This is a genomic window from Methylobacterium sp. A52T (assembly GCF_053346095.1).
The window spans coordinates 15167-31356 of sequence record NZ_JBKFBI010000019.1 but is presented as its reverse complement, the minus strand read 5'-3'; the positions used below and the strand labels follow the sequence as shown (position 1 = coordinate 31356).

13 protein-coding genes are annotated in these 16190 nt (G+C 70.0%); 6 read left to right on the top strand and 7 right to left on the bottom strand.

All coding sequences use genetic code 11. The annotated features are described in order from the left end of the window. Positions 1-228: 228 nt before the first annotated feature. From ACLBYE_RS07230 to ACLBYE_RS07205, 6 genes are all read right to left on the bottom strand, one after another. Positions 229-1824, bottom strand: coding sequence for a porin (locus ACLBYE_RS07230; protein ID WP_447693633.1), 1596 nt, complete (start codon positions 1822-1824; stop codon positions 229-231). A gap of 874 nt (positions 1825-2698) precedes the next feature. Beyond that, complete coding sequence (locus ACLBYE_RS07225; protein WP_447693632.1) at positions 2699-4348, bottom strand: porin; 1650 nt, start codon at positions 4346-4348, stop codon at positions 2699-2701. A gap of 472 nt (positions 4349-4820) precedes the next feature. Further along, on the bottom strand, positions 4821-5510 hold the full coding sequence (locus ACLBYE_RS07220; protein ID WP_447693631.1) for a metal ABC transporter permease: 690 nt from the start codon (positions 5508-5510) through the stop codon (positions 4821-4823). A 121-nt stretch (positions 5511-5631) separates the two neighbouring features. Continuing rightward, complete coding sequence (locus ACLBYE_RS07215; RefSeq protein ID WP_447693652.1) at positions 5632-5955, bottom strand: winged helix-turn-helix domain-containing protein; 324 nt, start codon at positions 5953-5955, stop codon at positions 5632-5634. Positions 5956-6017: 62 nt separating this feature from the next. Next, a complete protein-coding gene (locus ACLBYE_RS07210) occupies positions 6018-6626 on the bottom strand; it encodes a HupE/UreJ family protein (protein WP_447693630.1) in 609 nt (202 codons plus the stop codon). Positions 6627-6737: 111 nt separating this feature from the next. Then, a complete protein-coding gene (locus ACLBYE_RS07205; RefSeq protein WP_447693629.1) occupies positions 6738-7298 on the bottom strand; it encodes a pilus assembly protein PilZ in 561 nt (186 codons plus the stop codon). A gap of 371 nt (positions 7299-7669) precedes the next feature. Between ACLBYE_RS07205 and ACLBYE_RS07200 the strand changes: the two genes are divergently transcribed. The 6 genes from ACLBYE_RS07200 to ACLBYE_RS07175 all read left to right on the top strand — a co-directional run bounded on the left by ACLBYE_RS07200 (position 7670) and on the right by ACLBYE_RS07175 (position 14852). Next, complete coding sequence (locus tag ACLBYE_RS07200) at positions 7670-9157, top strand: ABC transporter substrate-binding protein (RefSeq protein ID WP_447693628.1); 1488 nt, start codon at positions 7670-7672, stop codon at positions 9155-9157. Positions 9158-9170: 13 nt separating this feature from the next. Continuing rightward, on the top strand, positions 9171-10115 hold the full coding sequence (locus tag ACLBYE_RS07195) for an ABC transporter permease (protein ID WP_091676321.1): 945 nt from the start codon (positions 9171-9173) through the stop codon (positions 10113-10115). Next, positions 10112-11044 (top strand): ABC transporter permease, encoded by a 933-nt coding sequence (locus tag ACLBYE_RS07190; RefSeq protein WP_447693627.1) that lies wholly within the window; start codon positions 10112-10114, stop codon positions 11042-11044. Before ACLBYE_RS07195 ends, ACLBYE_RS07190 begins: the two co-directional genes overlap by 4 nt. Beyond that, on the top strand, positions 11041-12069 hold the full coding sequence (locus tag ACLBYE_RS07185; RefSeq protein ID WP_447693626.1) for an ABC transporter ATP-binding protein: 1029 nt from the start codon (positions 11041-11043) through the stop codon (positions 12067-12069). Before ACLBYE_RS07190 ends, ACLBYE_RS07185 begins: the two co-directional genes overlap by 4 nt. After that, positions 12066-12989: an ABC transporter ATP-binding protein gene (locus ACLBYE_RS07180; protein WP_447693625.1), complete on the top strand. Its 924-nt coding sequence runs from the start codon at positions 12066-12068 to the stop codon at positions 12987-12989. Before ACLBYE_RS07185 ends, ACLBYE_RS07180 begins: the two co-directional genes overlap by 4 nt. A 261-nt stretch (positions 12990-13250) precedes the next feature. Beyond that, positions 13251-14852, top strand: a complete 1602-nt coding sequence (locus ACLBYE_RS07175) for a gamma-glutamyltransferase family protein (RefSeq protein ID WP_447693624.1) — start codon at positions 13251-13253, stop codon at positions 14850-14852. A 184-nt stretch (positions 14853-15036) separates the two neighbouring features. Here the strand turns inward: ACLBYE_RS07175 and prfB are convergent. Then, positions 15037-16165 (bottom strand): peptide chain release factor 2 gene (gene prfB, locus ACLBYE_RS07170; RefSeq protein WP_447693623.1). Its coding sequence is split into 2 segments (ribosomal slippage): positions 15037-16095 and positions 16097-16165, totalling 1128 coding nucleotides; the frame shifts between segments, so codons are not numbered across the junction. Positions 16166-16190: the final 25 nt, after the last annotated feature.

Below are 16190 nucleotides of genomic sequence, written 5' to 3'. Positions count from 1 at the left end.
GTCGCGCACGATCGGCGGCGATAAAGTGACATCCGGCGTATCAGCGCGGATGAAGGGCGGCAACGCGATCCAGGGAACAAAGGACGCGACCTGTCCCGTCGGCAGGGATTAAGATCCCGTCTCGGTCGTAATCACAGGTCAGAGAATTGGCCACGCGGCCGACCGGGCCACGACGGCATCGGACGGGGACGGGCGACGGGACCGAGGCCCCGCCGCCGAAATCGTCGATCAGAAGTCGCGCTGGACGCGGAAGCGGACCTGCGAGACCGAGTCCTGCGTCACGGTGCGCGGGACGAACGCGCCGCTGTTGATGCCGGCGACGTTGGCGTAGGCGGTGGGGCTCTTGTCGGAATCGATCGCGCGGCCGTGCTTCACGCCGATCTGGGTGTAGAAGGCCTCGACGCCGATATCGAGGTCGCGCACGGGCGACCAGATGATGCTGCCGCCCGCGACGAACTGGTAGGTGTCGCGCAGCGCTTGGCTCAACTGGTAGAAGCGGGTTCCGGGCGCGCCGACCGCGTTGGAGCCGAGATTGGCGGCGCCGTTGAAGCTCAGGACGTTGTAGAGCGCGCCCTGGGCGAGGCGCGCGTTGCGGGAGAAGTCCTGCTCTCCGTAAGAACCGAAGACCGCCGAGCGCCATTCCGGCGTCCAGTAATGCAGGAACGACGCGACCGCCGAGAAGGATTGCGATGTCTGCAGCTGTCCGGTGAAGGGGTTGACCGTCGCGTCCGAGAAGCTCTGGTAGATCTTCTGGCCCTGGAAGCCGTTGTTGAGCTGCGTGTAGCAGCCGGTGAAGGCGCAGTATCCCGTATACATCTGCGCACCGTCGGCGTAGGCGCTCTGGAGATAGAGGGCGTCCCCCGGCGCGACGAAGGGGGCGTTGATCTTCAGGCCGCCCTGCACCGCCCAGCCCTCGACGCTCTTGGTGTGCGCGACGCTGACATTGGCGCCCGCCGCGGGCGTCGCCGCGATGTTGCCGACGTTCAGCTCGTGAACCGCGGCGGAGAGCTGCGCCGAGCCCCAGCCCTGATCGACGCGCAGGACGCCGACGACATCGGGCAGCCGCTCGCGCTGGATGCTGTCGACGCCGCTGACCCCGACCGGTGCGCCTCTGAAGTAGCCGACGAAGACCGGGCTGACCGGCGACGCGGTGCCGGCCGGCGCGTAGATCGGGCTGCGCCGGAAGACCGGGTCCTCGACCGACAGCGTGGCCGACAGTCCGTCGCCGGCCGTCACCGTGTAGGCGAGCAGGTTGGTGGAGGAGACGTCCGAGCCCGCGGTCGCGCCGTAGATCTCGAAGTCGTGGGCGTAGAAGTCGAAGAACGACGCGGCGCGGCCGGCGGTCAGGCCGGCGAACTGGATGAACGCTTTGTCGACGTTCATGAACTGCTGCGCATGCCCGGCCTGGTCGACGCCGGTGGCGTCGTAGGCCTGCCCGATGCGCGCCTGCGTCCCCGAGCGCGCGTAGCCGGTGCGGGATCCGGCATCGAGGCGCACGAAGGCGCGCAGGGTGCCGTAGGCGGTCTGGGTGCGGGCATCGAGGTTGATGCGCAGACGCGCCTGATAGCCCGCGCTGTCGCCGGCGTTGGTGCCGGCCTGCCGCGTCGACGCCGTCATGTACCCGCCCTCGTACCGGGCGCGGCCCGAGATGCGCAGGCAGGTGTCGGTGCCGGGGATGTAGAAGAAGCCGGCGCCGTACGCGCCGCAGACGCGGACGTACTCGACCGGGATAGCCTTCTTGACCGGCAGGTCGGCGGCGTGCGCAGCGCCCATCGTCGCGAACGCGGCGGCAGTCGCCAGAAGCGATGATCTCAGCAATGTCATCGATGTCTCCGGAATTTAAAGCTCAATTCTCGCAAACGGATGATCAAAACCGGACACACCAAATATAATCCACGATTTATTCGCAGATCATCGGCATGTTCTCGCTCGCCACGGCGATGTTGAAGCCCATTTGCCCGAAGACGATGTGCAGCGACCTGACCGCGCGCAACAAAGATTCAGATTTACCTTCGATCCTGCAGATAAACGTTGCGCTACTGCAACAAAATGTTTTCCAATAATGCAAGAACAGAAATAATTACTCAGTATATCTATATATTATCAGATTAGCCGCACGGATGAGATAGTGCTAAAGCCGGTTCGTTCGAACGACCAGCACCAATCGAGAGGCGACGGCCCGGAAGTCGACCCGGAGTTGTCGCGCGGGCCGTCTCTGACCGGACAGGCGTGGCGGATGCAGTTAGAACCACCTCGGCACCCCGCGAACGGCACGTAGTCGCCGGCGAGCGATTCGACGCGCGGGCCCTGCCCGTCCGACGCGTCGGCCGGAGGCTCTGCTCATTTGCGGGATGGCCCGTGTCGCGCGGCGCGGCGGCGTTGGCCCGGCTCGATGGACGCGGCGCGCTCACGGACAGCAGATCCGAACGAACGATGGCGCGCATCGGCGGCGCCCTGCGCGCGGGGCGGCGCATCGCCGGACCCGATCGTGGGTCGGTCAACGGACCGGCCGGGAGCGGGCGGGATCGCGGCGCGGAACGCACCGGGTCGCGTGGCCGACCGCGCGCTGGCAGCCGGAGGCGCTACGGATCCAGAGCGACCCGGCAGAACGAAAAAGGCCCGGCCGAAGCCGAGCCTTGAGGTTCCTGAAGCACGGGGACCGGCGCGGAGGCCGAGGCCCCGGCGCCGGTGGAGTGGCTTAGAAGTCGCGCTGGACGCGGAAGCGGAAGGTGGAGACGCTGTCCGCCGTCGTGGTCCGCGGCACGAAGGTGCCGTTGTTGATGCCGGCGACGTTGGCGTAGGCCGTCGGGCTCTTGTCGCGGTCGATCACGCGGCCGTTCTTGACGCCGATCTGGGTGTAGAAGCCCTCGACGCCGATATCGAGGTCCTTCACCGGCGACCAGATGATGCTGCCGCCCGCCACGAACTGGTAGGTGTCGCGCAGCGCCTCGCTGAGCTGGTAGAACCGGGTGCCCGGCACGCCGACGCCGTTCACGCCGAACGAGTTGCCACCGGTGTTGTTCGCCAGCGCGAAGGCCGCGCCCTGGGCGAGACGAGCGCCGCTGCCGTAGCTCATCTCACCGTACGACCCGAAGAAGGCCGAGCGCCACTCCGGCGACCAGTAGTGCAGGTACGAGGCCGTCGCGGTGAAGCTCGTCGACTGCTCAAGCTGACCCGTGAACGGGTTGAGCGTCGCGTCGTTGATGTACTGCGCGAACTTCTGGCCCTGGATGGTGGCCGGGTTCTGCGAGTAGCAGCCGCTGAACGCGCAGTAGCCGGTGTACATCTGGGCACCGGAGCCGTAGGCGCCCTGCAGGTAGAGGGCGTCGCCCGGCGCGATGAACGGCGTGTTGATCTTCAGGCCGCCCTGCACCGCCCAGCCGTACGAGTTGCTGGCGTGCGGGATGCTGATGTTCGAGCCGGTGCCGGTGCCGGCGCCGTTCGCGACGTTGCCGACGTTCAGCTCGTGGACGGCGGCCGAGACCTGAGCCGAGCCCCAGGCCTGGTCGAGGCGCAGGGCGCCGACGACGTCGGGCATGCGCGAGCGCTGGATCACGTCGACGAAGCTGTACCGGGTCGGCACGCCGTTGGTGTAGCCGATGAACACCTCGGCCGGCGACTGAGACTGCGCGAAGTTGGCGAGGTTGGCGTTGACCGTCACGCCGCCCGGGTTGTTGGTCTGCGAGAAGATCACGCTGCGGCGGAAGACCGGATCTTCGGCCGAGATCGTGGCGGACAGGCCGTTGCCGAGCGTGGCCGTGTAGGCGAGCAGGTTGGTCGAGGCGATGTCGGAGCCGAGCGTGGCGCCGGCGAACTCGAAGTCGTGGGCGTAGAAGTCGAAGAACGACGAGGCACGACCGGCGGTCATGCCGGCGAACTGAATGAAGGCCTTGTCGACGTTCACGAACTGCTGGGCGCGGCCGAACTGGTCGATGCCGAGGCCCGGGAAGGCCTGACCGATGCGCTGCTGGGTGCCGGAGGTGCCGACGCCGGAATAGCCGGTGCGGGAGCCGGCATCGAGGCGGACGAAGGCGCGCAGCGTGCCGTAGGCGGTCTGGGTGCGGGCATCGAGGTTGATGCGCATCCGGCCCTGGTAGCCCGACGTGTCGCCGTTGCTACCCTGACGCGAGTAGCTGGTCATGTAGCCGCCCTCGAACCGGGCGCGGCCGGAGAGACGCAGGCAGGTGTCGGTGCCGGGGATGTAGAAGAAGCCGGCGCCGTACGCGCCGCAGACGCGAACGTACTCGATCGGGACCGCCTTCTTGACCGGGAGGTCGGCGGCGTGGGCTGCGCCTACCGCCGCGAACGCAGCAGCAGACCCGAGCAATGAGCTCTTCAAGAGCTTCATAGACATCTCCAAAGCTTCGAGACCCAATGATGCGGACCTGCCCGGTTATCCGGGTCTAGCCGCACGTTCTGTAGGTTTGGCCCGCGTCTTAGGTGGCAGGCTCCTGCGGGCTCTCGCTTGGCGATGCCCCCGTGCACGATCACCATGTGCGAACGGGTTTCCGCGAGCAACGAGGATTCGCGGCTGCCTTGGCAGTTCCAGCGCGATGTTGCGGCCTGGCAACATTCTCGGGGCGCTTTAGTCGGCAACGGTCCGCCGAATGTGCACGAATGCTGTCCTGAGCGGCTGAGCTGCCGCGCCGACGGGCAGCCTTTCGCCCGGCCCCGACCCGGGACCGGGCGGCTCACGCCGTCCTAGCCGATTCGCCGGCGCGGCGCCGGACGCCCGCCGCGCGCGGACGCGTCGGGCGGCCGCCTCACATCTGCGGCGTCACAGGGCGGCCTTACATGGCGCGGCCTTACATGGCGCGGCCTTACATGGGCGGCGTCAGCCCGTCCTTTCCGACGGCGACGCGCCGCGCCGTGATGCGGCCGTCGTCCCCGCGCGCGGCGATCACGAAGACCTTGGCGCCGGGCGCCACGGCCGCGGCGCTGGCGGGCTCGAAGCTGACGACCGGCGCCTGCGGGGGCACCAGGATCTGCAGCGACTGGCCCTGACCGTAATCGACCGTGAGGGTCCGCTCCGCCCCGCCGCGGCTCGCCTTGACCGTCCCATTGGTCATCGCGCTCTTCACGCGGGGCGCGTCGGGAGCGGTCGAGCGCACGTCCGCCTTCACGGTTCCGTTGGTCATGGCGCTCCGCACCGGCGCCCCGCCCGCCGTGTGGTCGGGGATCATGTCCCAGTCGTAGTGTCCCTCGCCGGTGCCGCGCATCGCCTCGGGAAACAGCACCACCTCCAGGGCCACCGGCGGCTCGCCCTTCGTGGCCGTGCCGATGAAGACCCCATCCCTGATCGCGTCGAGACTCGACGGGACCACCCAGGAAACCTTGGCGTCGGGGGCGAGCGCCACGGTCTCCGACGCGCCGTCCCGTGTCTTCAGCGTGAAGCCGCCGCCCGCGACCGCCTCGACGGTCCCGCGCAGGCGCTCGACCTTCGGCGCCGCCTGCGCACCGGTGGTGACGGCCAGCAGGCTCATCAGGGCGAGCGTCGTGAGTTTTGCCATGGGGGTTCTCTTCCTGGTGCCGGGATTGTCGCGACCGGCTGGACGTGGGGCGGGATGATGAGACGTCAGCCCATGAGGGCCTGTGACATCGCATCCGGGTTCGCGCCCGTGCCCGGCGCGGTTACGCGTCCCCGGCCTGTCCCAGGCAGCTCAGGAACGGCGCGGCCGCCGCCTCCGCGGCCGCCTCGACGGCCCGGTAGCGCCGCACCACGTCGGCGCCGAAGGTCGAGAGGCGCGCGCCCCCGCCGGCCCGGCCACCGGTCTGCGCCTCGACCACGGGGCGGCCGAAGCCGGTGTTCATCGCCTCGACCAGCAGCCAGGCCCGGCGGTACGACATGCCCAGCGCCCGGCCGGCGCCCGCGATGGAGCCGTGCTCGGCGATCATCTCCAGGAGCCGCACCTTGCCGGGGCCGAGGCGGTGCCCCGGCCCGAGATCGATGCGGATGCTCAGCCGGGGCGCCGCGCCCGCGGCCCGGGCGGGGCTCCGGAGCGGGTCGGGTACGGCGCTCAGGCGGGGAGCGCCAGCAGCGCGAGACCGGCCGCCGCGAGGCCGGCGCCGAGGGCCGGGGCGGCCCGCGTCGCTCCGATCCGCGATGCCGCGGCGCCGAGTCCGATCCCCGCGGCGTGCAGGAGCGCGGTGGCCGCGAGGAACCCGAGGCCGAAGGACAGGCCGGAGGCGGTCTCGGGCATCTCGGCGCCGTGGGCGTAACCGTGGAACACCGCGAAGACCCCGACCAGGGCAGCCAGTAGGGCCACCGGCGCGCGCAGGCCGACGATGGCGGCGAGGCCGAACACGACGATGGACAGCGCGATCCCGAGCTCGACATGCGGCAGCACCGCGCCGGCCATGCCCAGCCCCGCCCCCACGCTCATCAGCGCCAGGAACGACAGGGGCAGCGCCCAGAGCGCCCGTCCGCCGCGCAGGCTGGCGAGGAGGCCGACCGCGACCATCGCGAGAACATGGTCGGTGCCCAGGAGAGGATGGAGGAACCCCGCCTCCGCGCCCGTCGCGGTGCCGTGCCCCGGATGGGCGAAGGCCGCCTGGGGCAGCAGGACGAGTGCGGCCGGCAGGAGCGCCAGGGACGTGGCGGAACGGGCGGAGAGCGGTCGCTTCATCGGTGATCCTTCGCTGGACCGCGAAGTTGTAGCGCCCTTCCGCCGCCGCTGCGAGGGGCGGGTGGCCGATGATCGCCGCTCCGCGGCGGCGCCCGGATCCGCGGGCGGCCCTCAGAGCGACATCGCCTCGTGGACCGCGGACGGCGCGAACGGCTCCGAGAAGGCGGCCCCGACACCGTGGGTGAAGTGGCGCATCACGGTGGCGGTCTTTCGCCCAACGCGGATCATCGCCCCGATCTCCAGCGCGTGATCGACGAGCAGGGCGACGCCGGAGGCCGAAACGTTGAGGACGTGTCCCTGGAGGGCCTCGCCCGATGCGGTGGTGATCTGGACGATCTTCTGCTTCGGCACGATCCGACGGTGAGCGCGGATCGGTTCGGGTTGCAGGTCCTGGGCCTTTGCCAGCGTCACGAATTGACGGGCGACGTCAGTCAGAGTCGCGCGCCCACCGCGGACACAGACAACGAACTCCTGACCGGCGACGCGGGCAATGCGGGCCTCGAGCGTGCCGATATGGCGGATGCTGCAGGTGAGAGGCTCACCCGGCGCCAGGAGCGAAGAGGAGCGGAACCGGATGCCCTCGGTCGAGACGTCGGCGGTCACGGCGTAGAAATCGCGACGCCGCTGGTTCCAGCACAACGCGGGCAACATGACGATGTGCCGCCGGACCATCACACCCGCATCATCATAAAGAATACATCGACGACCTTCTGGGGCCGAAGTTTTTTCCGGCCTGTTCAAGCAATGCGTAAAATTGGATTTATCCCGATCTTAGTCGCACCTCAGATCAGGCGCTCACGGAGCTGTCGAAGGCCGATCTCTACGCTGGGCGCGGTCGCGCCGTCATCGAACGCCGCCGGCCGGCTCGAAACGGCGGCCTCAGAGGGTCGCGGCGCGGATTGAATAAAAGATGCATCCTGATTGTATGGCATGGATGCTGCCTGGGATTGTGCATGCCAAACGGCCGCGCAACACTGCCGGCCGCCTCCGGAACGGACCGGCCGGTCCGTTCCGCTTCTCCCGCCTCCACCCGGATCGGTCTCATGTTGCGTTACGCCGCCTGTCTCCTCGCCGGGCTCACCCTCACCGGGCCCGCCGCCGCGCAGACCCTGCGCTACGGCATGATGGAGGATCCGGACGCCCTCGACCCGACGCTCGCCCGGACCTTCGCGAGCCGGATGGTGTTCGCCGCGCTCTGCGACAAGCTCGTGGATATCGGTCCGGACCTGAAGCCGGTGCCGCAGCTCGCCACCTCCTGGGAGCTGTCGCCCGACGAGAAGGCGCTGACCATGCACCTGCGCCCGGGCGTGCTGTTCCACGACGGCGAGAAGCTCGACGCCGCCGCCGCCAAGTTCTCGATCGAGCGGCACATGAAGATGCCGGGCTCGCAGCGCCGCTCGGAGATCGCGCCGATCGACTCCGTGGACGTGGTCGACGACCTGACCTTCCGGATCAACCTGAAGCAGCCGTTCGCGCCGCTGCTGGCGCAGTTCACCGACCGGGCCGGCATGATGGTCTCGCCCAAGGCCGCCGAGCGGCTCGGCGACAAGTTCGCCTCCGCTCCCGTCTGCGCCGGTCCGTACAAGTTCGTCGAGCGGGTGCCGCAGGACCGGATCGTGGTCGAGCGCTTCCCCGACTACTGGAACAAGGACGCGATCCACATCCAGCGGATCGAGTTCCGGCCGATCCCCGACGCCACCGTGCGGCTCACCAACCTCCGCGCGGGTCAGCTCGACCTCTTGGAGCGCCTCGCCCCCACCGACGTGGCGCAGGTGAAGCGCGATGCCAAGCTGAAGCTGGACTCCACCTACGAACTCGGCTTCCAGGAGATCCTGTTCAACCCCCACAAGGCCGGTTCGCCGGTCTCCGACCCGAAGGTGCGCGCCGCGTTCGAGGCGGCCATCGACCGCAACGCCATCAATCAGGTGGTCTACAACGGCGAGTTTCTGGCCGGGAACCAGTGGGTCAACCCGAAGAATCCGAACTACGTCGCCGAGTACCCGATCCCGAAGCGGGACGTCGCCAAGGCCAAGGCGCTGCTGGCCGAGGCCGGCAAGCCGAACCCGCAGATCACGCTGACCGTCTACGCCAACAGCGAGTCGCCGCAGGTCGGCCAGGTGATCCAGGCGATGACCAAGGAGGCCGGCTTCGACGTGAAGATCCAGGCCGTGGACTTCACGACCGCGCTCGATGCCGCCGACAAGGGCAATTACGAGGCGCAGCTCTATTCTTGGAGCGGCCGCTCGGACCCGGACGGCAACACGTTCAGCTTCCTGGCCTGCAAGGCGGCGCTGAACTATCCCAAGTACTGCAGCCCGGAAGCCGACGCGGCCCTCCAGGCGGAGCGCGGGACGGTGGATCCGGCCAAGCGCAAGGCCGCCTGGAAGGCCCTGGCCGATCAGGTCCTGAAGGACCGGCCGGGCATCTACATCCTGCACCGCAAGCTGCTCTGGGCCTACAGCCAGAAGATCACGGGCTTCGTGCCCTACCCGGACGGGCTCGTGCGCTTCACCGGGCTGAAGCTGAACTGATGCTGCGCGCCTGATGCTCCGATTTCTGGCCCGACGCCTCGCCCTGGCGGTCCCGACCCTGATCCTCGCCTCGATGATCATCTTCGCCCTGCAGCAATTGCTGCCGGGCGACGTCGCCACGGCGCTCACCGGCGAGGAGCGCGATCCGCAGGTGATCGCGTTCATCCGGGAAAAATACCACCTCGATGAGCCCCTGCCGGTGCGCTACGCCTACTGGGCAGGCGGCGTGCTGCGGGGCGATCTCGGCGAGTCGATCCGGCTGCAGAAACCGGTCTCCGAACTGATCGTCGAGAAGCTGCCGGTGACGCTCGAACTCGCCTGCCTCGCCATGCTGGTGGCGCTGGCCATCGGCGTGCCGATGGGCGTGCTCTCGGCGGTCAAGCGCGGGCAGGCCGCCGACACGATCGCCAACGGCGTGGCCCTCTGGGGCCTGTCGGTGCCGAATTTCTGGCTCGGGATCCTGCTGATCCTGCTGTTCTCGGTGGAGCTCGGCTGGCTGCCGGCCTCGGGCTACGTCTCGCCGTTCGAGAGCCTGTCGGAGAACCTCGCCGCCATGGCGATGCCGGCCTTCGTGCTCGGCAACGCCATCGCGGCGGTGATGATGCGCCACACCCGCGCGGCGATGCTGGGCGTGCTCGGCTCCGACTACGTCCGCACCGCGCGCGCCAAGGGCGTCTCGCCGCTGCGGGTCACCCTGCGGCACGCCCTGCCCAACGCCGCGATCCCGATCATTACCCTGGGGGCGCTGGAATTCGGCCAGCTCCTGTCGGGGGCCGTGCTCACCGAGCAGGTCTTCTCCGTGCCGGGCTTCGGTAAGCTGATGGTCGATGCGGTGTTCAACCGGGACTTCGCCACCGTGCAGGGCGTCGTGATCTGCACGGCCGCCACCTACATCGCCCTGAACCTCGCCGCCGACCTGCTCGCGGCGGCCGTGAACCCGAAGCTGAGGCGGGCATGAGCACCGGCAGCGAGATCGCCCGCGCCGAGGCGGTCGGCCTGGAGGCTGCCCCGTCCGGCGCCCCCGCCCACCACGCCATCCTCCGAGAGCCCGGCACCCTCGCGGCCTTCTGGCGACGCCTGCGCGCGCGGAGGAGTGCGGTCGTGGGCCTCGTCATCGTCGGCCTGCTGGTGCTGATGGCGGTGTTCGCCCCCTGGATCGCTCCCTACGACCCGACCGCCACCGACTGGGGCAACGTCCGCGGCGCCCCGAGCCTCGCGCACCCGTTCGGTGGCGACGAGGTCGGGCGCGACGTGCTCTCGCGGATCATCTTCGGCACCCGGGCCTCGCTCGGCGCCGGCCTCGTCTCGGTGGCGCTGGCGGTGTCCCTCGGCCTGCCCCTGGGATTGCTCGCCGGCTACGCGGGCGGCTGGATCGACGGGGCGATCTCCCGGCTCACCGACGCGCTGCTGGCGATCCCGTTCCTGATCCTGGCGATCGCGCTCGCCGCCTTCCTGGGCCCGAGCCTCGTCAACGCGATGATCGCGATCGGACTCTCGGCGACCTCGACCTTCATCCGGCTGACCCGGGCGCAGGTGCGCGCCGTGGCGGCGGAGGAGTTCGTCGAGGCCGCGCGCGCCGTGGGCAACCCGCCCTGGCGGATCGCCCGGGTCCACATCTTGCCCAACATCGTCCCGGCGATCCTCGTGCAGGCGACGCTGACCATCGCGGCGGCCATCATCGCGGAGGCGAGCCTGTCGTTCCTCGGCCTCGGTCAGCAGCCGCCCGAGCCGTCCTGGGGGGCGATGCTCAACACCGCCAAGAACTTCATGGACGAGGCGCCCTGGATGGCGATCTGGCCCGGCCTGTCGATCTTCCTCGCGGTGCTCGCCTTCAACCTGTTCGGCGACGGCCTGCGGGACGCCCTCGATCCGAGGCAGCGCACATGACGGCCGCGATGACGAAGCCCCTCCTCGACGTCCGCGACCTCGCGGTCGCCTTCGACACCGACGGCGGCGCGGTCCACGCGGTCAACGGCGTGTCCTACACCCTGCACGAGGGCGAGACGCTGGGGATCGTCGGCGAGTCCGGCTCCGGCAAGAGCGTGCACGTGCTGGCCATGCTGGGCCTGATCCCGCGCCCGCCCGGCCGCATCACCGGCGGGCAGGTGCTGTTCGAGGGGCGCGACCTCCTCGCCCTGAAGGAGCGGGAGCTGCGCAAGATCCGCGGCGGCGCGATCGGCTTCGTGTTCCAGGACCCGATGAGCTCGCTCAACCCCGGCATGACCGTGGCGGCGCAGATCGTCGAGCCCCTGCGCATCCATCTCGGCCTCGACGCCCGCGCGGCCCGCGCCCGGGCCCGGGAGCTGCTCGACCTCGTGCGCATCCCGAACGCGGCCGGGCGCCTCGACCAGTACCCGCACGAGTTCTCCGGGGGTCAGCGCCAGCGCGTGATGATCGCGATCGGCCTGAGCTGCCGGCCGAAGCTTCTGATCGCCGACGAAGCGACCACGGCGCTCGACGTCACCGTCCAGGCCGAGATCGTCTCCCTGGTGCAGGAGCTGAAGCGTGAGCTCGGCATGGCGATCATCTGGATCACCCACGATCTCGGTGTGGTGGCGGGCATCAGCGACACCGTGCAGGTGATGTATGCCGGCCGGATCCTGGAGCGCGGCCCGGTCGACGACATCTTCGCCGATCCCCGCAACGCCTACACGCTCGGCCTGCTGCGGTCCCTGCCGGATCTCTCCGGCGGCCGCGCCGGGCGGCGGCGCCTCCACCAGATCGAGGGCGCGCCGCCGGACATGCGCCATCTCCCGCCGGGCGACCCGTTCGCGCCGCGCAACGCCTACGCGACGCCGCGCTGCCGGGCCGAGATGCCGCCCCTGGCGCAGGCGCCCGGCGCCGCTCCGGGCCACCTCGTCGCCGCCTGGTACGATTTGCCGAAGCTCCTGGGTGAGGAGGCCGCGCGATGAACGCGTCGCAGCAGCCGGTCGTCGCGGTGCGCGACCTGTCCAAGCACTATCCCCTCCGCTCCTGGTGGGGCGGCAAGGGCGCGGTGTTCCGCGCCGTCGAGGGCGTGAGCTTCGACATCCGCCCCGGCGAGACCCTGGGCCTCGTGGGCGAGTCAGGCTCCGGCAAGTCGACCATCGGCCGGGCCGTAACCATGCTCAACCCGCCGACCTCGGGCACGATCGCCTTCGAGGGCACCGACCTCGCCAAGCTCTCAGCGGGCGCCATGCGCAAGATGCGCGCGCGGATCCAGACCGTGTTCCAGGATCCCTACGCGGCCCTCAACCCGCGGATGAGCGCCGGCGAGTATGTCGCGGAGGCGTTCAAGCTGCATCGGCGGGACATGCGCGGCCCGGAGCGGCGGGAGGCGGTTGCCGCCCTGTTCCAGCGGGTCGGGCTCGATCCGCGGTTCATGGGGCGCTACCCGCACCAGTTCTCGGGCGGCCAGCGCCAGCGCATCTGCATCGCCCGGGCGATCGCCCTGAAGCCCAGCTTCATCGTCGCCGACGAGCCGATCGCGGCGCTCGACGTCTCGATCCAGGCGCAGGTGGTGAACCTGCTGCAGGATCTTCAGGACGAGATGGGCCTGTCCTACCTGTTCATCTCCCACGACCTGCGGATGGTGCGCTATCTCTGCCACCGGGTCGCGGTGCTCTGGCGCGGGCGGATCGTCGAGCTGGCCGAGGCGGACGCCCTCTACGAGGATCCGCGCCACCCCTACACGCGCCGCCTGCTCGCCGCGGTGCCGGTGCCGCACCCGGCCGAGGAGCGCGCCCGCCTCGCCGCGCGGGACCTCGCCGGCCACGACCAGCCGCCCGACGGGCCGCTCAGCGAGGTGGCGCCGGGGCACTGGGTGGCGCTGCCGGGAGGGCGGCACGCGTGATCGTCCACGCGATCTTCGATCGGAACAACCGGTCAGCCCGGCCTCCGCCGTCATCACGAGCGCAGCGAAGTGACCCAGGACAGCGCGAGATTGCCCAGCGTTGCGCCGACTGGATTGCTTCGCTGCGCTCGCAAAGACGAGGCGACGAAGCCATCCGCCATGGACGGAACCGCGCCGTCATTTCCGTCACCGCCTCATCCCGAGGTGGCGATGTGCATCGAGCGGTGATTCTTTAAGTCACCCAGCAGAGCAGGACATCCCGTGAGAGACTTCTCCGCCCCCGGCCGCTCCCCGGTCTACGCCGCCAACGCCGCCGTCGCGACCTCGCACCCGCTCTCGACGCTCGCCGCCATCGAGGTGCTGCGCGCGGGCGGCAATGCCGTCGATGCCGGCATCGCGGCGGTGGCCGTGCAGTGCGTGGTCGACCCGCTGATGACCGGGATCGGCGGCGACTACTTCGCGCTCTACGCCCCCGCCGGCGCCACCACGCCCATCGCCCTCGACGGCTCGGGCCGCGCGCCCGCCGCCGCGACGCCCGACTGGTACGCCGAGCACGGCGTCGGCATCACGCCCACCTCCCCCCACGCCGTGACGGTGCCGGGCGCGGTCGCGGCCTGGGACCTGCTGGTGCGCGAGCACGGCACCCGGTCGCTGGGCGAGCTGCTCCAGCCGGCGATCCGCTACGCGGAGGACGGGTTCGTCGTCCAGCAGCGGGTCGGCTGGGACTGGCTGCGCGGCGCCGAGCGCGTCGCCGCCGATCCCCACGCCGCCGAGACCTACCTGCCCGGCGGAGCGGTGCCGGCGATCGGCAGCGTCGTCCGCCTGCCGAAGCTCGCGGCGACGCTCCGGGCGATCGCCGCGGCGGGCGCGCGCGCCTTCTACGAGGGCCCGGTCGCCGAGGACATGGTGAACCGGCTGAACGCCCTCGGCGGCCTGCACACGCTGGACGACTTCGCCGCCGCGCGGCCCGACGTGGTCGTGCCAGTCTCGACCCGCTACCGCGGCTACGACGTCTACGAGTGCCCGCCCGCCGGCCAGGGTCTGGCGGCGCTGATGATGCTGAACGTGCTGTCGCACTACGACGTCGGCGCGCTCTCCGACCTCGACCGGCTCCACCTCTTCGCCGAGGTCTGCAAGCAGGGCTACCATCACCGCGACGTCCTGTTCGGCGACGCGGCCCTCGCCAACGTGCCGGTCGAGCACCTGCTCTCCGACGCCTGGAAGGCCGCCGCCCACGGGGCGATCGACATGGGCCGGGCCCGCGAGCCGGAGATCTATCCCGAGATCGCCCGCGAGATGGCCGAGGGCCGCGCCCACAAGGACACGGTCTACCTCTGCGTGGTCGACCGGGACGGCAACGCGCTGTCGCTGATCAACTCGATCTTCCAGGGCTTCGGCTCCGGCATCCTGGCGCCCGAGAGCGGCGTGCTGCTGCACAACCGCGGCCTGTCGTTCCGCACGGAGGGCGGCCACCCGAACAGCGTCGGCCCGGGCAAGCGGCCGATGCACACGATCATCCCCGGCATGCTGATGAAGGACGGGCAGGCGGTCGCGCCGTTCGGCGTCATGGGCGGCCACTACCAGGCCATGGGCCATGTCGAGCTGCTCACCGGCCTCCTCGACCGGGGCCTCGACGTGCAGGAAGCCCTCGATGCCCCGCGCAGCTTCGCCTACGGCGGCAGCCTGGAGGTGGAGGGCGGAGTCTCCGATGCGGTGATGGCGGGACTCGAGGAGCGCGGCCACCCGGCGATCCGCGCGCCGCTGCCGCTCGGCGGGGGGCAGGTCATCTGGATCGACCGGAAGGCCGGCACGCTGGCGGCCGGCTCGGACCCGCGCAAGGACGGGGCTGCGCTGGGGTATTGAGAGGCGTGGGAAGATGGGCGCCGCCGGCGCTCATCCTTTGGCGGCCTCAACGGCGCTCTCTGTCAGCACCGCCGTCATTGCGAGCGGAGCGAAGCGATCCAGGTTAGCGCCACGCTGATCGATCGCGCGCCGCCCTGGGTCACTTCGCTGCGCGCGTGATGACGGGGAGGCAGCTCACGCCGCCTCAGTCGATATCCTCGACCGCCTCACCGCCGCCGTAGACCCGCTGCGCGAGCGAGGCCTCCATGAACGGGTCGAGGTCGCCGTCGAGCACCTCGTCCGGATCGGTGGACTGGGTGCCGGTGCGCAGGTCCTTCACCAGCTGGTACGGCTGCAGCACGTAGGACCGGATCTGGTGGCCCCAGCCGATATCCGTCTTGGCGGCGGCCTCGGCGTTGGCCTTCTCCTCGCGCTTCTTCAGCTCCAGCTCGTACAGGCGGGCGCGCAGCATGTTCCAGGCGGTCGCCCGGTTCTTGTGCTGGGAGCGCTCCTGCTGGCACGCGACCACGATCCCGGTGGGATTGTGGGTGATGCGCACCGCCGAGTCGGTGGTGTTGACGTGCTGGCCGCCGGCGCCGGACGAGCGGTAGGTGTCGATCCGGCAGTCGGATTCCTTGATCTCGATCTCGATCCGGTCGTCGATCACCGGGTAGACCCAGACGCTGGCGAAGCTGGTGTGCCGCCGGGCGCTGGAATCGTAGGGCGAGATCCGGACCAGTCGGTGCACGCCGGACTCGGTCTTGAGCCAGCCGTAGGCGTTGTGGCCCTTGATCAGGAGCGTGGCGCCCTTGATCCCGGCCTCCTCGCCGTCGGTCATCTCGACGACCTCGACCTTGTATTTCCGGCGCTCGGCCCAGCGGGCATACATGCGCTGGAGCATGTTGGCCCAGTCCTGGCTCTCGGTGCCGCCGGCCCCGGCATGGACCTCGAGATAGGTGTCGAAGCCGTCGGCCTCGCCCGACAGAAGCGTCTCGACCTGCCGGCTCGCGGCCTCCTTCTCGACGGCGAGGATCGCCGCCTCGCCCTCGCGGACCGAGGATTCGTCACCCTCCATCTCGCCGAGCTCGATCAGCGTGGCGCCGTCCTCGAGGTCGCGCTCGAGCTTCTTGATCGCCGTGACGGCCTCGTCGAGCTGCTGGCGCTCGCGCATGACCTTCTGGGCGGCCTCGGCGTCGTTCCAGAGGTCGGGGTCCTCGGAAGCCGCGTTCAGCTCCGCGAGGCGTTTATCGACTGTATCCCAGTCAAAGATGCCTCCTCAGCAGCCCTATAGACTGCTTGGCGGCATCCGAGGCTTGCTCGATCTCGGCGCGCATCTGGCTTTTCGGGAATGGGGTGTGG

Bases quoted from the DNA above. Each gene is read 5' to 3' on its own strand.
- ACLBYE_RS07205 (WP_447693629.1), bottom strand. From the start codon at position 7,298: ATGGTCCGGCGGCACATCGTCATGTTGCCCGCGTTGTGCTGGAACCAG.
- ACLBYE_RS07225 (WP_447693632.1), bottom strand. From the start codon at position 4,348: ATGAAGCTCTTGAAGAGCTCATTGCTCGGGTCTGCTGCTGCGTTCGCG.
- ACLBYE_RS07230 (WP_447693633.1), bottom strand. From the start codon at position 1,824: ATGACATTGCTGAGATCATCGCTTCTGGCGACTGCCGCCGCGTTCGCG.
- ACLBYE_RS07200 (WP_447693628.1), top strand. From the start codon at position 7,670: ATGTTGCGTTACGCCGCCTGTCTCCTCGCCGGGCTCACCCTCACCGGG.
- ACLBYE_RS07220 (WP_447693631.1), bottom strand. From the start codon at position 5,510: ATGGCAAAACTCACGACGCTCGCCCTGATGAGCCTGCTGGCCGTCACC.
- ACLBYE_RS07190 (WP_447693627.1), top strand. From the start codon at position 10,112: ATGAGCACCGGCAGCGAGATCGCCCGCGCCGAGGCGGTCGGCCTGGAG.
- ACLBYE_RS07180 (WP_447693625.1), top strand. From the start codon at position 12,066: ATGAACGCGTCGCAGCAGCCGGTCGTCGCGGTGCGCGACCTGTCCAAG.
- ACLBYE_RS07210 (WP_447693630.1), bottom strand. From the start codon at position 6,626: ATGAAGCGACCGCTCTCCGCCCGTTCCGCCACGTCCCTGGCGCTCCTG.
- ACLBYE_RS07195 (WP_091676321.1), top strand. From the start codon at position 9,171: ATGCTCCGATTTCTGGCCCGACGCCTCGCCCTGGCGGTCCCGACCCTG.
- ACLBYE_RS07185 (WP_447693626.1), top strand. From the start codon at position 11,041: ATGACGGCCGCGATGACGAAGCCCCTCCTCGACGTCCGCGACCTCGCG.